The sequence below is a fragment of the Mesonia sp. HuA40 genome, assembly GCF_008017835.1.
GTDB lineage: Bacteria > Bacteroidota > Bacteroidia > Flavobacteriales > Flavobacteriaceae > Mesonia.
This window is the reverse complement of record NZ_VRLT01000024.1, coordinates 38,508-57,036: the sequence shown is the minus strand read 5'-3', so window position 1 is coordinate 57,036 and position 18,529 is coordinate 38,508. Positions and strand designations below refer to the sequence as shown.

The window sequence follows — 18,529 nt, the reverse complement described above, 5'->3', positions numbered from 1 at the left end:
TTAGTTATGTTGTTATTTTGCGAGTCTCAAGCCTGTATATTGCCAGCGCAGTTGAGGATGAAAGAAATTACGATAAGTTTTTCGCGTATGATTTTTTGCGGTGGCAATAGAGCCGCCACGCAGTACCTTTTGGTTGACCATGAATTTACCGTTATACTCGCCTAAGGCACCTTCGTTTTTTTTATATTTAGGATAGGGTAGGTAGGCACTTTCTGTCCACTCCCAACGCTGACCCCAATTAAAAAGGTGTTGGGCTACTTCCCATTCAAATTCGGTTGGTAGGCGTAAGTTTTTCCATTGAGCAAAGGCAAAAGCTTCATAATAAGAAATATGGGTAAGCGGAGCCTGTAAATCAATGGGTTTTAAACCGGCTAAAGTATATTGGTACCATTCATCATTTATTAAATGCCAATAAGCTGGGGCGGTAATCTTTTCTGCTTTAAGCCAATCCCAAGCTACGGCATGCCAGAGTAGGACGTTTTGGTACCCGCCACTATTAATAAAAGCTAGGTAATCTTGATTGGTAACCAAATTATTAGCGATGAAGAAATCTTGTAAAAAAACGCGATGTTCTGCTTTCTCATTATCGTAAGCAAATTCTGCACTGGTCTCGGGTAGCCCTATTTTATATAAACCTTCTGGTACTTGTAACCATTGCAGAGATTGATTTTCTGAAGTGTTTTCAATGAAATCCTTGTCATAAGCGGGTAATAAAGGATTATTACCTAAAATATATTTTATGTCTGTGAGCAGTAATTCTTGGTGTTGTTTTTCGTGATGTATCCCTATTTGAAAGACAGCATCTAGATCTTTACTTATTGCATGTTGTTCTAGAAACGCGCAAATTTCATTAGTCACATATTTTCTATAGTTGTACACTTCTTCTACGGTTGGCCGCGATAAATTACCTCGATGGGTGCGGATAACCTTTTCGCCCACACTCTCATAGTAACTGTTAAAGACAAAAGCGAAATCTTGATCATAAACTTCATAATCTGGTTTATGCTTTTTTAAGATAAATTCTTCGAAAAACCAAGAGGTATGACCCAAATGCCACTTGGGCGGAGATACAAATTCAACAGGCTGTATGACATAGTCTTCCACTTGAAGCGGACTGCAAATTTTTTCAGATTGTTGACGAGTGTTTTTAAAGAGTTGGAGTAAAGCGTCATTTTGCATGCCAAATGTGTCTTTTTAAGGTCTTTCTCAAAGTTACGATATAAAATGAATCAAAATGTTGTTAATGTGTTAAGGGCTTGCTAAAACTGGCTCAATTTAAGCTTGCTTACCTCCATTAGGCAATAATCCCTATGTTTTCAAATAAGGCAAGTCATTTTTTTTATTTCAGTAAATATTAAAAACAAACCTCTTATGACTTAGCTGATAGGGTCTTTAAAAAAGTAAAAAAAATCCGCTTTAAGCTTAAAAAGTAAAAGGCACTTTATATTTTATAGCTCGAGCTTTTCCGTTAAGATGACCCGGTTTCATTTTTGGAATAGCAAGAATATTTCTTTCGGCTTCTTTTTGTAAAAGCTCTCTTCCGCCCGTAGTTTCAAGAATTTTGGTTTTTCCTGTCTCATCTACTACAAAACTTACAATTACTCGTGTGCCTTTATCTTCGGCACTATAACCTTTCGGAAATTTAAAATTTTGCTGAATATGCTTGGCTAGCATTTGATTAAAGCAATTTGATTTTTGACTACTTTCCTCGCACCCTGGCCAAACGGGAGCTACTTCTTTAGAAGATACTTTGTTACCTGATGCAGTTTGAGAAAATCCAAACGATGAGGTAAGGATTAAGGTTAAAATAAAGATATATTTTTTCATAATCATTGGTTTTAAACCGCGACTTTAGCTTTAATATGCGGATGTGGTTGGTAGTTTTCTAAGGTAAAATCTTCAAATACAAAGCCAAAGATATCTTTCACTTCTGGATTAATAACCATTTTAGGAAGTTCTCTGGGCTCTCGAGAAAGCTGTAATTCTACTTGCTCTTGGTGGTTATTATAAATGTGAGCATCACCAAAGGTATGAATGAAATCTCCTGCTTCATAGCCGCACACTTGCGCCATCATCATGGTAAACAATGCATAAGAAGCAATATTAAAAGGAACGCCAAGAAAAATATCGGCGCTTCGTTGATAAAGCTGGCAAGATAATTTACCGTTGGCTACATAAAACTGAAAAAAGGCATGACAAGGTGGTAAAGCAGCTTTTCCGTTAGCCACATTTTCATCAAATGAGACTGATGTATCTGGCATGACGCTAGGATTCCATGCAGAAACTAACATTCTTCTGCTGTTAGGATTTTTCTTCAGAGTCTCTACAATATCTTTAATTTGATCAATCTCTTCGCTGTTCCAATTGCGCCATTGATGACCGTAAATCGGACCTAAATCTCCGTTTTCATCTGCCCATTCATTCCAAATTCGTACTCCGTTCTCTTGTAAGTATTTTATGTTGGTGTCTCCTTTTAAAAACCATAAAAGCTCATGAACAATCGATTTTAGATGCAACTTCTTGGTGGTCACCATGGGAAAGCCTTCACTCAAATCAAAACGCATTTGGTAGCCAAAAACACTTTTAGTACCTGTTCCTGTGCGGTCTCCTTTTTCATTACCGTGTTCTAAAACGTGTTGAAGTAAATCGTGATATTGTTTCATGAATAGTATTTTAGGCGTTCGGGCGGGCTTTCGCGAGTCGCTTTTTGTTTTGTTTCTCGACTCTGCTCGAGATGACAAAACAAAAGAGCTTCAACAAATCGCTCAATCCCTAACGCAAGTCTTTTGGTAAAAATATAAAAAGAAGCTAAAAATGAATGATAAAAGATTAATTTTTAACTTCTATATAATTCCGCGAAAGCGATAAGGAACATAGTTTACCCAATAATCATCCCAGCAATCGTAGCTGAAAGTAATGAAGCTAACGTTCCTCCAATCACAGCTTTTAAACCAAATTTAGAAAGTGTTTTACGTAGCTATTCTATGAGTGTTCTGCTTTTTTAATGTAGTGTCTGTTTTTTCCAAAGATTAAAATAATTACCTTTTTTATTGATTAAGTCTATATGATTTCCTTGCTCAACAATTTTTCCTTCTTTCATAACTAAAATTGTGTCAGCATTTTGAATTGTACTTAATCTGTGTGCTATAACAATGATTGTTTTTTCTTGATTTTTAAAATCTGAAATGACCTTTTGCACTAGCTCTTCTGATACGGTATCTAGGGCAGATGTAGCTTCATCCATAATAAGTATATCTGGGTTTTTATATAGAGCTCTTGCTATTGCAATACGTTGTTTTTGTCCGCCAGAGAGTAAGGCTCCATTTTCGCCAAGCAAAGTGTCATAACCATTAGGCATTTTTTCTACAAAAGAAGTGATGTCGAGTTGGGCTGAGAGCTCAATGATTCGTTTTATATCAGGAAAAGGTTCTCCGAGCGCAATATTTTCAATGATGCTTCCAGAAAACAAGTTAAGTTCTTGAGGTATTATACCAATATGTTTTCTAAGCGAGTGGTTATCTACAAAATTTAAATCATAATTTCCAATAAATATCTTACCACTTTTTATAGGATATAGATTCTGAATTAAAGAAATTAAAGTTGTTTTTCCACAGCCGCTTTCTCCAACAATAGCAGTGGTTTTGTTAACTTTAATGATAGCATTGAAATTTTCAAACACCTGAATTCTTGAGCCGTATCTAAAGTTTATATTTTCAAACCGGATATCACCTAATTCATTTTTATCTATTATTATTTTATTTGTAGACTCTTCTCTTTCAAGATCCATAATTTCGAAAAGCCTGTCTGCTGCGATGAGTGCATTTTGAATAGTTTTATTCATGCTAATTAAAGAAGCGATAGGCGAAGTAAAATAGCCAATTAATGCATAAAATGAAAATAATTCACCAGGTGTTAGTTCTTGGTTAATAACATACCCTGAACCTACCCATAAAAGAATGACCGTGAAAGTAGAAGCAAGGAATTGAGTGGAGTTTGCAGAAAAAATGCTATTCATTCCAGATTTATAAGTTGTAAAAAGCAATTTTACAAACTTGTTTTCGGTTTTTAAGTTTGAATAATTTTCAATTCCAAATTCTTTTACTGTTCTCACATGAGTGATGCTTTCAACAAGTTGAGTTTCAAGTGAAGCTCCATTTTCCATAATACGCCGTTCTACTTTTTTATTGAAATAGTTCATTAAAATGTATATAACAATATAAAACGGAATAACAAGTAGAATAACCAAAGCTAGTTTCCAGTAAAAAGTAAACATCAGTACAAATGAAAAAATAACAATAAAAAGGTTTACAACTAATTCTATAACTACATCATTAATAAAGGCTCTTATTTTTACAGCATCACTAATTCTTGAAGTGATTTCTCCAATTTGCATGGTGTCAAAAAAGCGTTGCGGTAATTTTAACAAATGCTTATAATAGCCCAATATAAGTTTTGCATCAATGAGTTGGCCTGTTTTTAATATTAATATGCTTTTGTATGAACCAATAAATAGCCTTAAAAGCAAAATAATAATCATTGTGGTGCTTAATAAATTAAGCAGGTTTGTGTTTCCTTCAACCAGTACATAATCTGTAATTTTTTGTACATAAATAGACATGGCAAGCCCTAGAACGGTAAAAATAATCGCTCCAAAAAGTGCTTGTGTTAAAACTGATTTATGAGGTTGTACTAAATTCCAAAAACGTTTTGTAGGAGAAATTTTGTTATCATAACTTTTAAAGTCATCAGCTTTGGCAAAAAGAATCAAAACACCACTCCATTTTTTTTTAAACTCGTCTATAGTGTAAGATTTCATTTTACCGTTACCGGGATCCATTATAGTTATTTTTCCCTTGCTGGATTTATATATTACGACAAAATGTTGTAATTGATTTTCTAAAATTAAATGGGCAACAGCAGGCAATGGAATTTTATTGAGAGCATCAACCTCACCTTTTACACCCTTTGCAGTAAAGCCCATTTTCTCGGCAGCTTCAATCATGCCCAACACATTGGTACCTCTTTTATCTGTATTTGCAAATTGACGTATTCTGGCTATGGGTAATTTTACCTGAAAATGGTTGCCAATAGAAGCTAAGCAAGCAGCACCACAGTCTTTAAAGTCTTGTTGTTTTACTTTTATTGAAGCCATTTAGTTACTTATTTGAGTAGGGTTTAACCAATCATCTACTTTATCAAAAAGTAAATCAAATAGACTTCTACGTGTAATTACAAATCGACCTGTTACGGTGAGTCCTTTTCTGATTTCAGTTCTATAACCAGAGTTTAATTGTAGTTCAAAAGTGTTCAATGAACAACGTACTTTAAAATAAACATCTTCGTTTTTTACTGTTGCATTTTGATCAATTTCAATAACATTACCTTCAATCAAACCCCATTGGTTGTAATTAAAGGCATCAAACTGAAACTGTACTTTTTGACTTCTGTTAATTAAACCAATATCTTTTGGGGCTACTATACATTCAACAATAAGGTTTTGATTTGGAGAAATTACACCAAGCGATTGTGAAGGGTTTATAAATGAACCTGGTAATAAACCAATAAAATTTTCTATCGTTCCGCTTATAGGCGAAGTAATTACATAGTTGTTTTTCTCAATCTCTAGTTGCTCACTTGTAGCTTGTATGTTGTTAATGCGTTCTAATAGTTGTTGCTTTGTATTTTGCCATTGACTATTAAATGTAGCCATGTAATTTTGTTTTGACTCCTTAGCAAACTGTAAATTATAAAGATAATTCTCATACTCAGCTTTAGCAATAACATCTCTGTCAAAGAGCAGTTTGTTGCGATCATGATTTACTTGTGCTTGAGCCACTTTACTTTGTAACTCAAATAAACCTGTTCTGTACTTTTGAAGCTCCCCTTTGTAAAAAACAGTTTTAAGATTAGTAAAATTTCCTTGTGTGAGTTTTTGGAGGTCTGCTATTTGTTCTTTTATAGTAGTTTGTAATGTGTCCTGTAGTTTTAATTCTGCAGAAACATGTTCTGTAGCTATAGTTAGAAGAGTATCGCCCTTTTTTACATCTTGATTATTTTTTATAAAAACGCCAGCTACCTTACCTTGTGTTATTGCCATAATGGGGACTGGGTCTGTAAGACTTCTTACTATACCTCTGCCCTGGCTACTCACGTTAACTTCTACAATAGGAAGTAAGCCCAAAGCAACCACAATAGCTAGAACCACAATTATGTATATTGAAACCGTTGTAGTTTTGTTTTTTGCAGTAAGGTTTTCAAGATTATTTATTGGGTCTGAACTAAAGTTCATAAAAATTTTTTAATACAAATAAACGAGGTAGATATATTTTATTCAATAACTTTTATGTATTTTTAATAACTAATAGTGTTTTTTAGATTTATTTAAAGAGTGTTTCCTTTGATTAAAACATTTTACTTTAATTCTTATTAGAATACTTCTTTTCTATGTATGTTTTAATTACAAATGTTAAAAAACCACTAAAAATAGAAGCTAATATATCCTTTTGGTCAAAGGTTCCATATAGACCAAAATAGCCTAGAGCTTCCCAAAGTATGGCATAAATAAATGTGGCTATTAAAATATGGGAGTTTTTTATTTTACTAGAATAGTCTTTATTAGTCCAAATGAAAGTACAAAACCCAATAACTGAAACTAAACTGCCTATAACATCTGCAAAGCCAAAATCGTAGATGTTGTTGTTGTATATATAGGGGCGGTAAAAAACAGTAAGCACTACCCCAAGAGTAATTGTAAAAACACAAATTATGAGGTATTTTTTTTTCTTAACCAAATTTATTTTTAATTAAATCGAAGCCACAATTTTTAAAAATCATGGCTTTGGTTTATAAATAATTACTTTGCTCCACCAGGGCTGCCAGTTTCCAAAAGCCATTCCCCATAACCTTCCACATCGTGTGTGTAAACCCATTTTACACCATCCCATATAAGCCCGCCTATAATTGCTCCAGCCACAAATTGCCATAAACCACCATTTGTTTCATTGATTTCTTTGGCTTTCAGTTCTTTAACGCCATAATTTTCTAAATTCATTTTTTAAGTTTTTAAAATTAAACATTATTTGTTTTATCAAAAAATAGAATCGCGATTATTTTGATAAGACAAATATTTAAATATTTTGAATGTTTTTCAATAACCTTAATGATGAAAACATTATTTTTACGAAATATTTTATAATTAATAGTTATTAATAAAATTAATAATAAAGAAAGCTTACTGTTATATTGCAATAATAAATTATACCAGATTATGATTGAAATACTAGAAAACATTAAGACAATTAGAAAAAAATTGGGTTACTCTCATGAATATATGGCACACATGTTAGATTTAAGTCAAGTAGCTTATACAAAACTTGAAAGCAATAAAACCAAACTAACAGTAGAACGTCTTTATAAAATTGCAGAAATTCTTGATGTTGAGGTAGGGGAAATTCTTAATCTTCAACCTAATAATCAATTTAACCAAACTAATAAAGATAATACAACTGGGTATTTACAGCAAACAGCAAATTTTTATCAAGAAAACAAAGAGCAGAGTAAAAAAATTATCTTACTTTATGAACAGCGAATTGCAGATAAAGAGTTTATCATTGCTGAAATGAAAAAAAGTATTGAAGTGTTAAGCTCAAAATAGTTAATATGAGCCATAAAATGTAATGCTTTCAATTTCGGGTTGAACTTCAATTCCCTACCCAATAATCATCCCTGCAATCGTAGCTGAAAGTAATGAAGCTAACGTTCCTCCAATCACAGCTTTTAAACCAAATTTAGAAAGTGTTTTACGTTGTCCTGGTGCTAAAGAGCCAATACCTCCTAATTGAATCCCAATAGAAGCAAAATTGGCAAATCCACATAACATATAGGTGGCCATGATTATTGATTTCTCATAAGTAAGGCTTAATGCTGTTGCAGGATCTTTTAATTCAGCTAATTGAATGTAACCTACAAATTCGCTTGCGGCAAGTTTAATTCCTAAGAGTTGTCCCATAAGCATCATATCTTCGGTGGCCACACCTACTAACCACATAAGAGGAGCGAAAACGGTTCCTAAAATAGCTTCAATAGAAAAACTTTGGTAGGGGGTGTTTTCGGCTAAAAATCCGTTAAGGTAAGTCCAATCTCCAATTTTAGCAAAACCATAATTAATCATAGCAATAAGTGCTACAAAAACAAGAAGCATAGCTCCAACATTAGCAGCTAGTTTAAGACCTTCGGTAGTTCCGTTAGCGATAGCATCTAAGATATTAGTTCCTATTTTCTCTTCTGAAACTTCTACACTTGTATTGATTTTTTCCTGCTGAGGATATAATATTTTAGATATAATAATAGCTCCAGGTGCAGCCATGACAGATGCTGCCAATAAATGTTTCGCAAACTCCAACCGAACAACAGGATCATCGCCACCTAAGAAACCAATGTAGGCTGCTAAAACTCCTCCAGCTACCGTAGCCATACCACCAACCATCACCAAAAGAATTTCAGATTTGGTCATTCGCTCTAAATAAGCCTTAATCATTAAAGGTGCTTCGGTTTGACCTAAAAAAATATTACCGGCAACGCTTAAACCTTCGGCACCAGAAACGCCTAATAGTTTGGTAAGCATCCAGGCTAATCCTTTTACGATAACTTGAATCACACCTAGATAAAAGAGAATTGAGGTAAGTGCCGAGAAGAAGATTACCGTTGGTAAGACTTGAAACAAGAAAATAAAACCATAACTATTAACATCCATAAGGCCGCCCAACAAAAACTCACTACCTGCCGCTGTAAAATCAAGAATTTTCACAAATATTTCACCAACAAATTCAAAAGCAACTTGAACCCATTTTACTTGTAAAACCCCATAGGCTAATAACAATTGAGCACTAAGCCCAGCGCCAACGGTTTTCCAGTTTATAGCTTTACGGTTACTGCTAAAAAGAAAGGCGATAACTAGTAAAGAGAACATCCCTAATAGACCTTTCCATAGACTTTCAATAGAGAATCCTTGACTGGGAATAGCTGTTTTTTGAGGCGGTGCTACAACAGTTTCTTTGGCTTTTTGGCGAGTAATATAGGTGTATTCTCTATTGTTTGTTTTTAGGGTGAGTAAACTATCAGATAGTTGCTTTACTCTATATTTCTGGATTTTTTCTGAATTGTTTTCGGGGATAAAGAGCAGAAGAAGATCGTTTTGATATAGAAAATCCCCTTGCTGACTAGTTTTTAATTTTTTCTGCTGATACTCAAATAAGCCATCTTTTAAATTTAAACGGTCAATAGCTAAGCTGTCGTTTTGTTGGGGGGCAAGCAATTCCCATTGCTTCTCAATAGATTGGGCGTTTATTCCTAGTACACCTACCCAGAAAAAAAGCAGGCTTATTACAACATGGCGTTTCATAGTTATTGTCTTTTAGAGATCTCATCGCGCAGTCTAGCTGCCTTCTCGTAGTCTTCTTTTTTTACCGCTTCTTCTAATTCTTTTTCGAGCTGTTGAATGCTTTTATGCGCAAAATCTCCTTTTTGTTTTGAAGCAGAACTTTGTTCTTCTTCTGCGTCTTCTTGATCTTCGTCAAAAATAAAATCTGCAGAAGTCGATTTTTCTTCTGGGGTTTGCTGTTCGGGTTTTAAATAAATGCCTGCTTTGTCTAAAATATTTTCATAAGTAAAAATAGGCGCATTAAAACGTAGTGCAAGTGCAATGGCGTCGCTGGTACGCGCATCGATGATCTCCTCTATTTTATCGCGTTCGCAAATAAGGCTAGAGTAAAACACCCCGTCTACCAATTTATGAATTATGACTTGTTTAACTTGAATATCAAATCTATCTGCAAAAGTTTTGAATAAATCGTGGGTTAGTGGTCTTGGCGGTTTAATATCTTTTTCTAAAGCAATGGCGATTGACTGGGCTTCAAATGCTCCAATCACAATAGGTAATTGACGCTCGCCATCTAGCTCGCTTAATAGCAAAGCATATGCGCCGTTTTGGGTTTGGCTGTAAGATATTCCTTTTATGGTTAATCGCACTAAACTCATAGAATTTGCAATTTAAATGCTTTTCAATAAAAAAGCGGTCTAAACAAGGACAAAAACCTATTTAGACCGCCCTTTAAATAGGGGCACAATTTATAAAAAATTATGCGTTATTCGCTTTAAATTCTTTTAATTTTTCGGTTAGCTTAGGTACAACTTCAAAAGCATCACCTACAATACCATAGTCTGCTGCCTTGAAAAATGGAGCTTCTGGATCATTGTTGATAACTACTTTAGTTTTAGAAGCGCTTACTCCTGCCAAGTGTTGAATTGCACCAGAAATACCAATTGCGATATAAAGGTTAGAGGCTACAGGTTTACCGGTTTGCCCTACGTGCTCACTGTGAGGTCTCCATCCCATATCACTTACGGGTTTAGAACAAGCTGTTGCTGCGCCTAAAACATCGGCTAAGTCTTCAATTAAGTTCCAGTTCTCAGGACCCTTTAAACCACGTCCGCCTGACACAACAACTTCGGCATCTGCAATGGTAACCTTGTCGGTAGCTTTGTCTACATTAGCTACTTCAATATTAAAATCTTCTTCCTTTAAGTTAGGAGAAAAACTGCTTTCCTCGGCTGTGGCCGAACTCTCTTTTAAGCCGTAGGCGTTTTTAGAAACCCCGATAATTTTTTTATCGGTAGTTATGGCGGTATGATTAAAAGCTTTGTTGGTAAAAACGCTTCGCTTTACAGTAAATCCATTTTCAGTTTCAGGTAATTCTACCACATTCGGGGCATAACCTGCTTCTAACTGAACAGCTAAAAGTGGTGCAAGATACTTGTCATTTGCAGTTTGACCTAATACTACAACTTCGGCGCCTGCTTCTTGTGCGGCTTGCGCAATAGCATCCGCGTAAGCTTCGGCGTTAAAGGTTTTTAATTTATCGTTCTGTATGTGTAAAACTTTAGCTACGCCATAATCGCCTAAAGCTTTTATGTCTTCGGCATTAAAGGCAACTGCAGTAACATCTGTTCCCATTTTTTCGGCAACTCCTTTAGCGTAAGAGGCTGCTTCAAATGATGCTTTTTTAAATTTTCCGTTTTCGGTTTCGGTATATACTAAAATTGACATGTTTTTAATTTTTTAATTCAACAATCGTGCAGGGCCTTATATTACTTTTGCTTCGTTATGCAATAAGTCTATTAATTGGTCAAGATTATCTTCTTCAATGATTTTAACCTCTCCTTTTGGCGCTGGCTTTTCAAAGCTTTTAGTTTCGGTAAAGCTTTCGGTAGAACTTGCTTCAACTACGTTTAAGGGCTTTTTTCTGGCCATCATAATACCACGCATATTTGGTATTTTTAAATCGCTTTCTTCTACAAGACCTTTTTGTCCTCCTATCACCAGCGGTAAACTAGTTTTTAGGGTTTCTTTCCCCCCGTCAATTTCTCGAATGGCTGTGGCTTGGTTTCCATCTATCTCAAGGCTTACACAAGTATTTACAAAGTTAGCTTTTAAGATTTGAGCCATCATTCCGGGAACCATACCTCCGTTATAATCGATAGATTCTCTTCCTGCAATGATTAAATCGTAACCGCCATCTTGTGCTACTTTAGCCAGCTCTTTAGCTACTTGGTAACCGTCTAACGCTGGGGTGTTTACGCGAATGGCGTTGTCTGCCCCAATGGCCAAAGCCTTACGTAGTGTAGGTTCTGTTTCGGGTCCGCCTACGTTTACAACGTCTACACTAGCTCCTTGCTTTTCTTTGAACCACATGGCACGGGTCAATCCGAATTCGTCATTTGGGTTGATTACAAATTGAACTCCGTTGGTGTCAAATGCAGAATTATTGTCAGTAAAATTTATCTTTGAAGTAGTATCAGGTACGTGACTTATGCATACTAAAATTTTCATGCTTTCAAGTTTTTTTAATTTATGCGTTGCGAATATACAAAAAAACTGTAAAAAATACTATGCACGCATAGTAAAAATTTAATAAAATGCAGTAGTTTTATGACGTAGATATACCTACTTTTGCTTTTTAAGACAGAACACGAAATAAATTGTAATTAGATTATGAGAACAATACAATTCAGAGAAGCGATTGCCGAAGCTATGAGTGAGGAAATGCGTCATGATGAAAGCATTTATTTAATGGGGGAAGAAGTAGCAGAATACAACGGTGCATACAAAGCTTCTAAGGGAATGCTTGATGAATTTGGGCCAGAACGCGTTTGGGATACCCCAATCTCAGAGGCTGGTTTTAGTGGTATTGGTGTAGGCTCTACCATGACCGGTACAAGACCTATTATAGAATTTATGACATTTAATTTTTCGCTGGTAGGTATAGATCAAATTATTAATAATGCCGCAAAAATTAGACAAATGTCTGGTGGGCAGTTTAATTGCCCTATAGTTTTTAGAGGGCCTACAGCTTCGGCCGGTCAATTGGCAGCAACACACTCTCAGGCCTTTGAGAGTTGGTATGCTAATTGCCCTGGGTTAAAAGTTATTGTTCCTTCAAATCCTTACGATGCTAAGGGACTTTTAAAGTCGGCTATTCGCGATGACGATCCGGTTATTTTTATGGAAAGCGAGCAAATGTATGGCGATAAAGGAGAAGTTCCAGAAGAAGAATATACCATTCCTATTGGTAAAGCTGATATAAAAAGAGAGGGAGACGATGTAACCATTGTATCTTTTGGAAAGATTATTAAAGAGGCTTATAAAGCTGCAGAACAACTAGAAAAAGATGGTATTTCTTGTGAGATTATCGATTTGAGAACGGTACGCCCTTTAGATTATGAAGCAATCATCAAATCCGTAAAGAAAACCAATAGATTAGTTATTCTAGAAGAAGCTTGGCCTTTTGGTAATGTTTCAACAGAAATTACCTACCATATTCAAGAAAATGCTTTTGATTATTTAGATGCGCCCATTTTAAAAATCAATACCGCAGATACTCCAGCGCCTTATTCACCAGTTTTGTTAAAAGAATGGTTGCCAAATAGTGAAGACGTTGTTAAAGCAGTAAAAAAAGTTTTATATAAAGACGCTTAAATAAATTATAGATTTATATTTGAAACTTCATCTTTAAAAGATGAAGTTTTTTTATGTCTAAAATCACAGTTTTTATATGCTGTTTGTGTACTTTTTTTACTTATGCACAAACAAAAGTAGGGGGTAAGGTAACCGATGAACATGGAGAGCCTATACCCTTTGTAAATGTTGTTTTTACAGATTCTAGTGAGGGTACCATAACCAATGATGATGGCACTTTTTATTTGCAATCTGAAAACACCTATACGAGCGTAGAGTTTTCTTTCGTAGGATTCGAAACTAAATCGATAAGCCTAAAAAACGCAGTAAATTACAAGCTAGATATAGTATTAAAGGAGGAGGCCAGTGCACTATCTGAAGTGGTCATTTATCAAGGAAAAACCTCAAAAAAGAACAATCCTGCAATTGATATCTTACGTAAAATATGGGCCAATAAACGTAAAAATGGCGTTAAACTTTTTGATCAATACCAATACAAAAAATACGAAAAACAAGAATTTGATCTAAATACTATTGATAGCAACTTGATTAAAAGTCCAATTTTTAAAGGTATGGAGTTTATCTTTAAAGAAACAGACACCAATGCGGTAACTGGTAAAACCTATTTGCCAATTTTTTTAAATGAGGCCGTGTATCGCGTTTATGGGGATAATAAATTAAACAAAGAAAAAGAAATTTTGCTTGGCAATAAAAATTCTGGTTTTAGCGATAACCAAACCTTAATTGCCTTTGTTAAAGATTTGTATGCCGAGTATGATGTTTATGATAATTACCTTAAATTTTTCGATAAAAGCTTTGTTAGTCCGCTAAGCACAACGGGTATTGATAACTATAATTACGTCTTGGCCGATAGTGCCTTTGTAGATAATAAGTGGTGTTACAAAATTGTCTATTATCCTAGAAGAAAAAATGAACTTACTTTTAAAGGTGATTTTTGGGTAAACGATACTACTTGGGCGATTAAAAATATCAAGTTACAGGTAACCAAAAGCGCTAATATAAATTGGGTTAAAGAAATTTATATTGAGCAAGATTTTAAGGTGTTGAATGATTCTGTATTCTTGATTACTAGAGATCATTTTATGTCTGACTTCTCCTTGAATAAAAAACAAGAATCACGAGGCATTTATGGCAAGCGGACCACATTGTATGACGAGTATGTTTTTGACCAAGAGAAAGGAGCACAATTTTATAAATACCAGCCGCAATACTATAACGATCACGTTTACAATCGTGAATCTACCTTCTGGGAAAACAATCGTTTGGAAGAATTAAACAAAGATGAGCGTCAAGTATATGTAATGTTAGATACGCTTAAAACCGTAAAAGCTTTTCAGCGATTGTATAATGTGGGTTCTATTTTGGCCTCAGGGTATGTTGAATTTGATAATTTTGATTTTGGTCCCATTTTTTCAACCTTTGGCTATAATGATGTTGAAGGCTTGCGATTGCGTGTAGGCGGGCGTACCTATTTTGGTAGGAACGACCCTTGGCGAATCGAAGGTTACACAGCTTACGGATTAAAAGATAACAAATTTAAGTATGGTATTTCGGGAAAGTGGTTGCTTGATAAAAAAATGCGGCTTATAATTTCGGGTGGTAACCGGCGAGACGTAGAACAACTGGGGGCGAGCCTTACCAATACTAATGATGTTTTGGGGCGTAGCTTGGCTTCTTCGTCGTTAATTACAATAGGAGCCAATACTAGTTTAACCAACATCAATCTAACTACGGCCGCACTCTCTTTTGAGCCTTTTAAAAATTTTAATGTTCGCTTTGGCGGATCTTTTCGTACGCTCGAATCGGCATCAAATCAATTTAGTTTAGCTTACTTTACGGATAAAGCCAGAACACAAATTGAAAATAAAACACGTCAAGCCCAATTTTCAACCATGCTAAAATACACCCCTAAACGTAAAACTACAGGTTATGGTGTAGAACGAATAGTAGTAAATGATGGGGATTATCCTGACTTGTTTTTAAATTATTCTCTGGGTATAAAAGATGTACTTTTCAGCGATTTTGATTATAAGAAATTGCAGTTTTATTATAGACATCCTTGGCAGTTAGGAGGCTTTGGCAAGCTAACTACAACTTTAGAAACTGGTAAAACTTATGGTGAGGTACCGTTGAGTTTACTTAATGTGGTGCCTGGGAATCAAACCTTATTTTCTATTTACGGCAGTTTTCCACTACTAGATTTCTATGAGTTTGTAACCGATGAATATGCGAGTTTGCACATCGAGCATAACTTTAACGGTAGATTATTTAGCCGAATTCCTGTGGTGCGCGACTGGAACCTGAGAGAAATTATTAGTGTTCGAGGAGTTTATGGCACACTATCGCAAGCCAATCGAGATTTAAACGCCAGTACTTCTAATCCTATTTTACTGGCTCCAGATCAAGATCCTTACTGGTCTTGGAGTGCGGGTATCGGTAATATTTTTAAGATCTTTCGAATCGATTTTCATTTCCGTGGAAACTATTTTCAGAACCCAGGAGCACGCTCTTTTGGAGTTACGGGAGCCTTCGGTTTTTATTTCTAAAAAAGTACTACAGAACGAGTTATATTTCTTAAATTTGCAATCTTGAATTTTTTGAAATAAATCTAATTTTTAAAATAAACGAAAAATGACCTTTGATGTATTGATTGAAATCCCAAAAGGGAGCAGAAATAAATATGAATACGATTTTGAGTTAAAGAAAATTCGTTATGACAGAATGATATTTTCATCAATGATGTATCCTGCAGATTACGGTTTTGTTCCTGAAACATTAGCATTAGACGGGGACCCATTAGATGTTTTAGTATTGGTTACCGAGCCTACTTTTCCAGGCTGCGTAATGGAAGTTGCTCCTATTGGTGTTTTTCATATGGCCGATGAAAAAGGTCCAGATGAAAAAATTATATGTGTCCCAGTTAGTGACCCTATAGCAAATAAAGTAGATGATCTTTCTGGTTTAAATCCTCACTTAATAAAAGAGATTGAGCATTTTTTCCGTGTGTATAAAGATTTAGAAGAGAAGAAAGTTGATGTAGGTGGTTGGGGAGATGCTCAAGAAGCAAAAGAAATTGTACGTAAATGTGTAGAAAGATTTAAAGAAAGTGACGTGCCAACGGCCGAAGTAAGTATTAAATAACGATATGCTTTAAATTATTAGAAAAGCAGCATTTTGTAAAAAGTGCTGCTTTTTTTGTTATTAATTAAAAAGAAAAACTTAGATTTAGTAAATTAAAAATCAATAATTTATGAAATCTTTGGTCTTTTATCTACCTATTTTATGCGCCGTTTTAGGTATTGTTTTTATGCTAATAAAAGCAATATGGGTAAAGAAACAAGCACAAGGCGATGCAAGCATGCAGCGCATTTCTAAAAATATTAAAGCAGGAGCTTTGGCTTTTCTTCACGCAGAGTACCGCCTATTGTTTGTTTTTGTGATAATTGCCGCAGCGGCCTTATTTTTTGTTTCCACTCAAGTAAGTTCAACTCATTGGATGATTGTTCCCGCTTTTATTTTAGGAGCTTTTTTTTCGGCACTAGCAGGAAATATTGGAATGCGTATAGCGACAGAAGCCAATTCTAGAACCGCCGAAGCAGCCAAAACAAGTTTGCCTAAAGCTTTACAAATTTCGTTTAATGGAGGTACAGTTATGGGGTTAGGGGTAGCAGGCTTAGCCGTCTTGGGACTAAGTTTGTTATTTCTTTTTTTTATCAATCAATTTTTAGGAGATACAATTAGTTTCTACTATGATATGACCCTTATTTTGGAAACCTTAGCAGGTTTTTCTTTAGGTGCCGAGTCTATAGCATTATTCGCACGAGTTGGCGGTGGTATTTATACTAAAGCAGCCGATGTAGGTGCCGATTTAGTTGGGAAAGTTGAAGCTGGAATTCCCGAAGATGACCCAAGAAATCCGGCTACAATTGCCGATAATGTTGGCGATAACGTAGGAGATGTGGCAGGTATGGGTGCCGACTTATTTGGTAGCTATGTAGCTACCGTTTTAGCGGCTATGGTATTGGGTAACTATTTGATTCGAGATATGTCTATCTCTACAAGCTTTACAGACGATTTTGGTAATATGAGGCCTATTTTACTGCCGCTACTAATTGCAGGGGTTGGTATTCTTGCCACGATTTTAGCAACTTTCGTTGTAAGAATTAACAGCAACAAAGCCAAAGAACCCCAAGTTCAAGCCGCTTTAGACCGTGGCAATTGGATAGCTATAGGTATTACGTTACTTGCTACTTGGTTTTTGATAGATTGGATGCTTCCCGAAACGCTTGAAATGTTGTTTTTTGGTAAGGGAATGCAACGCATACCTGCAACGCATGTTTTTTGGGCAGCAGTAATTGGGCTGGCAGTAGGAGCACTTATCTCGGTGGTTACGGCATATTATACCAGCCTGGGTAAAAAGCCAGTTATGAGTATCGTGAAAAATAGTTCTACAGGCGCAGCCACTAATATCATTGCAGGTTTGGCGGTTGGGATGAAATCTACTTTTGCTTCCGTTTTGCTTTTTGCGGTGGCTATTTTTGGCTCTTATGCGCTTGCGGGATTCTATGGTGTTGCTCTAGCCGCTTCGGCAATGATGGCAACAACGGCTATGCAGTTGGCTATCGATGCATTCGGACCCATTGCCGATAACGCTGGAGGAGTAGCTGAAATGAGCCAATTACCAGCACAAGTGAGAGAAAGAACAGATATTTTAGACTCTGTAGGAAACACAACTGCTGCAGTAGGTAAAGGTTTTGCAATTGCTTCGGCTGCCTTAACTGCCCTGGCTCTTTTTGCGGCATATGTCACCTTTACAGGTATTCAGGGTATTAATATTTTTAAAGCAGATGTTTTAGCCACTTTGTTTGTAGGCGGTATGGTGCCTGTAGTTTTTTCGGCACTAGCTATGGAGTCGGTAGGGAAAGCGGCCATGCAGATGGTAAAAGAGGTGAGAAGACAGTTTAGAGAAATACCAGGAATTTTAGAAGGTACAGCCGAACCCGAACACGCAAAATGCGTCGCTATATCTACGCAAGCGGCTCTAAAAGAAATGATTTTACCAGGGGTTTTAACACTCATAACCCCTATACTTATTGGTTTATGGCTGGGAGCAGAGCCGCTTGGGGGTTATATGGCAGGGGTTTGTGTTTCAGGAGTAATGTGGGCTATTTTTCAAAATAATGCGGGTGGAGCCTGGGATAATGCTAAAAAATCTTTTGAGGCAGGAGTGCTTATTGATGGTAAAAAAATGTATAAAGGCAGCGATGCACATAAAGCGTCCGTGACAGGAGACACGGTAGGCGATCCTTTTAAAGATACTTCTGGCCCTAGTATGAACATTCTTATTAAACTTACATGTCTTGTAGGTTTAGTTTTGGCACCTCTAATTGCCGAAGTGCAGCATGAAGAGCCGCGTAAGGCTCAATTAGACAAAAACTTGAACAATCAAAATGAAAATATTATTTTGGTAAAAACAAAATCCAATTAGGCGTCAAT

General features: G+C 35.8%; 17 protein-coding genes and 1 pseudogene. 6 read left to right on the top strand and 12 right to left on the bottom strand.

Going from position 1 to position 18,529, the window contains the following annotated elements:
* Positions 1-12: 12 nt before the first annotated feature.
* The 3 genes from egtB to FT993_RS03325 all read right to left on the bottom strand — a co-directional run bounded on the left by egtB (position 13) and on the right by FT993_RS03325 (position 2,663).
* The gene (gene egtB, locus FT993_RS03335; protein ID WP_147861126.1) at positions 13-1,179 is read right to left on the bottom strand and encodes an ergothioneine biosynthesis protein EgtB; all 1,167 of its coding nucleotides are present in this window, start codon (positions 1,177-1,179) and stop codon (positions 13-15) included.
* A gap of 243 nt (positions 1,180-1,422) precedes the next feature.
* A complete protein-coding gene (locus FT993_RS03330; protein WP_147861125.1) occupies positions 1,423-1,827 on the bottom strand; it encodes an energy transducer TonB in 405 nt (134 codons plus the stop codon).
* 11 nt (positions 1,828-1,838) lie between these two features.
* Entirely contained in the window at positions 1,839-2,663 is an 825-nt protein-coding gene (locus FT993_RS03325; protein ID WP_147861124.1) for a thymidylate synthase, read from the bottom strand.
* Here FT993_RS03325 and FT993_RS12490 point away from each other — a divergent pair.
* Positions 2,662-2,793 carry a hypothetical protein gene (locus tag FT993_RS12490; protein WP_255504410.1) on the top strand — a complete coding sequence of 44 codons (132 nt, stop codon included), beginning with the start codon at positions 2,662-2,664 and terminating at the stop codon, positions 2,791-2,793. The two genes, FT993_RS03325 and FT993_RS12490, sit on opposite strands and share 2 nt — an antisense overlap.
* Before the next feature lie 85 nt (positions 2,794-2,878).
* Here the strand turns inward: FT993_RS12490 and FT993_RS12565 are convergent.
* The 5 genes and pseudogenes from FT993_RS12565 to FT993_RS03300 all read right to left on the bottom strand — a co-directional run.
* A pseudogene (locus FT993_RS12565) lies at positions 2,879-2,974 on the bottom strand (Na+ dependent nucleoside transporter domain-containing protein); the annotation flags it as partial.
* A gap of 27 nt (positions 2,975-3,001) precedes the next feature.
* A complete protein-coding gene (locus FT993_RS03315; protein WP_147861123.1) occupies positions 3,002-5,152 on the bottom strand; it encodes a peptidase domain-containing ABC transporter in 2,151 nt (716 codons plus the stop codon).
* Positions 5,153-6,289, bottom strand: coding sequence for an HlyD family secretion protein (locus FT993_RS03310; protein ID WP_147861122.1), 1,137 nt, complete (start codon positions 6,287-6,289; stop codon positions 5,153-5,155). It lies immediately after the preceding gene.
* Positions 6,290-6,416: 127 nt separating this feature from the next.
* Positions 6,417-6,791 carry a hypothetical protein gene (locus tag FT993_RS03305; RefSeq protein ID WP_147861121.1) on the bottom strand — a complete coding sequence of 125 codons (375 nt, stop codon included), beginning with the start codon at positions 6,789-6,791 and terminating at the stop codon, positions 6,417-6,419.
* A 62-nt stretch (positions 6,792-6,853) separates the two neighbouring features.
* Positions 6,854-7,051: a hypothetical protein gene (locus FT993_RS03300; RefSeq protein WP_147861120.1), complete on the bottom strand. Its 198-nt coding sequence runs from the start codon at positions 7,049-7,051 to the stop codon at positions 6,854-6,856.
* A 216-nt stretch (positions 7,052-7,267) separates the two neighbouring features.
* Between FT993_RS03300 and FT993_RS03295 the strand changes: the two genes are divergently transcribed.
* Positions 7,268-7,654, top strand: a complete 387-nt coding sequence (locus tag FT993_RS03295; protein ID WP_147861119.1) for a helix-turn-helix domain-containing protein — start codon at positions 7,268-7,270, stop codon at positions 7,652-7,654.
* A gap of 54 nt (positions 7,655-7,708) precedes the next feature.
* On the opposite strand, the gene FT993_RS03290 is transcribed toward FT993_RS03295, so the two are convergent.
* From FT993_RS03290 to FT993_RS03275, 4 genes are all read right to left on the bottom strand, one after another.
* Complete coding sequence (locus tag FT993_RS03290) at positions 7,709-9,400, bottom strand: NupC/NupG family nucleoside CNT transporter (protein WP_147861118.1); 1,692 nt, start codon at positions 9,398-9,400, stop codon at positions 7,709-7,711.
* Positions 9,401-9,402: 2 nt separating this feature from the next.
* The gene (locus FT993_RS03285; protein ID WP_147861117.1) at positions 9,403-10,035 is read right to left on the bottom strand and encodes a bifunctional nuclease family protein; all 633 of its coding nucleotides are present in this window, start codon (positions 10,033-10,035) and stop codon (positions 9,403-9,405) included.
* Positions 10,036-10,135: 100 nt separating this feature from the next.
* Complete coding sequence (locus FT993_RS03280; protein WP_147861116.1) at positions 10,136-11,104, bottom strand: electron transfer flavoprotein subunit alpha/FixB family protein; 969 nt, start codon at positions 11,102-11,104, stop codon at positions 10,136-10,138.
* A gap of 36 nt (positions 11,105-11,140) precedes the next feature.
* Positions 11,141-11,887: an electron transfer flavoprotein subunit beta/FixA family protein gene (locus FT993_RS03275; RefSeq protein ID WP_147861115.1), complete on the bottom strand. Its 747-nt coding sequence runs from the start codon at positions 11,885-11,887 to the stop codon at positions 11,141-11,143.
* 162 nt (positions 11,888-12,049) lie between these two features.
* Between FT993_RS03275 and FT993_RS03270 the strand changes: the two genes are divergently transcribed.
* The 4 genes from FT993_RS03270 to FT993_RS03255 all read left to right on the top strand — a co-directional run bounded on the left by FT993_RS03270 (position 12,050) and on the right by FT993_RS03255 (position 18,521).
* Positions 12,050-13,033, top strand: a complete 984-nt coding sequence (locus tag FT993_RS03270) for a pyruvate dehydrogenase complex E1 component subunit beta (RefSeq protein ID WP_147861114.1) — start codon at positions 12,050-12,052, stop codon at positions 13,031-13,033.
* A gap of 53 nt (positions 13,034-13,086) precedes the next feature.
* A complete protein-coding gene (locus tag FT993_RS03265; RefSeq protein ID WP_147861113.1) occupies positions 13,087-15,579 on the top strand; it encodes a DUF5686 and carboxypeptidase-like regulatory domain-containing protein in 2,493 nt (830 codons plus the stop codon).
* Positions 15,580-15,664: 85 nt separating this feature from the next.
* Entirely contained in the window at positions 15,665-16,174 is a 510-nt protein-coding gene (locus tag FT993_RS03260; RefSeq protein ID WP_147861112.1) for an inorganic diphosphatase, read from the top strand.
* Positions 16,175-16,283: 109 nt separating this feature from the next.
* On the top strand, positions 16,284-18,521 hold the full coding sequence (locus FT993_RS03255; protein WP_147861111.1) for a sodium-translocating pyrophosphatase: 2,238 nt from the start codon (positions 16,284-16,286) through the stop codon (positions 18,519-18,521).
* Positions 18,522-18,529: the final 8 nt, after the last annotated feature.

What these genes read in the sequence shown, in the direction of transcription:
- egtB (WP_147861126.1), bottom strand. Translation starts at nt 1,179, where the DNA reads ATGCAAAATGACGCTTTACTCCAACTCTTTAAAAACACTCGTCAACAA.
- FT993_RS03330 (WP_147861125.1), bottom strand. Translation starts at nt 1,827, where the DNA reads ATGAAAAAATATATCTTTATTTTAACCTTAATCCTTACCTCATCGTTT.
- FT993_RS12490 (WP_255504410.1), top strand. Translation starts at nt 2,662, where the DNA reads ATGAATAGTATTTTAGGCGTTCGGGCGGGCTTTCGCGAGTCGCTTTTT.
- FT993_RS03325 (WP_147861124.1), bottom strand. Translation starts at nt 2,663, where the DNA reads ATGAAACAATATCACGATTTACTTCAACACGTTTTAGAACACGGTAAT.
- FT993_RS03315 (WP_147861123.1), bottom strand. Translation starts at nt 5,152, where the DNA reads ATGGCTTCAATAAAAGTAAAACAACAAGACTTTAAAGACTGTGGTGCT.
- FT993_RS03310 (WP_147861122.1), bottom strand. Translation starts at nt 6,289, where the DNA reads ATGAACTTTAGTTCAGACCCAATAAATAATCTTGAAAACCTTACTGCA.
- FT993_RS03300 (WP_147861120.1), bottom strand. Translation starts at nt 7,051, where the DNA reads ATGAATTTAGAAAATTATGGCGTTAAAGAACTGAAAGCCAAAGAAATC.
- FT993_RS03295 (WP_147861119.1), top strand. Translation starts at nt 7,268, where the DNA reads ATGATTGAAATACTAGAAAACATTAAGACAATTAGAAAAAAATTGGGT.
- FT993_RS03290 (WP_147861118.1), bottom strand. Translation starts at nt 9,400, where the DNA reads ATGAAACGCCATGTTGTAATAAGCCTGCTTTTTTTCTGGGTAGGTGTA.
- FT993_RS03285 (WP_147861117.1), bottom strand. Translation starts at nt 10,035, where the DNA reads ATGAGTTTAGTGCGATTAACCATAAAAGGAATATCTTACAGCCAAACC.
- FT993_RS03280 (WP_147861116.1), bottom strand. Translation starts at nt 11,104, where the DNA reads ATGTCAATTTTAGTATATACCGAAACCGAAAACGGAAAATTTAAAAAA.
- FT993_RS03275 (WP_147861115.1), bottom strand. Translation starts at nt 11,887, where the DNA reads ATGAAAATTTTAGTATGCATAAGTCACGTACCTGATACTACTTCAAAG.
- FT993_RS03270 (WP_147861114.1), top strand. Translation starts at nt 12,050, where the DNA reads ATGAGAACAATACAATTCAGAGAAGCGATTGCCGAAGCTATGAGTGAG.
- FT993_RS03265 (WP_147861113.1), top strand. Translation starts at nt 13,087, where the DNA reads ATGTCTAAAATCACAGTTTTTATATGCTGTTTGTGTACTTTTTTTACT.
- FT993_RS03260 (WP_147861112.1), top strand. Translation starts at nt 15,665, where the DNA reads ATGACCTTTGATGTATTGATTGAAATCCCAAAAGGGAGCAGAAATAAA.
- FT993_RS03255 (WP_147861111.1), top strand. Translation starts at nt 16,284, where the DNA reads ATGAAATCTTTGGTCTTTTATCTACCTATTTTATGCGCCGTTTTAGGT.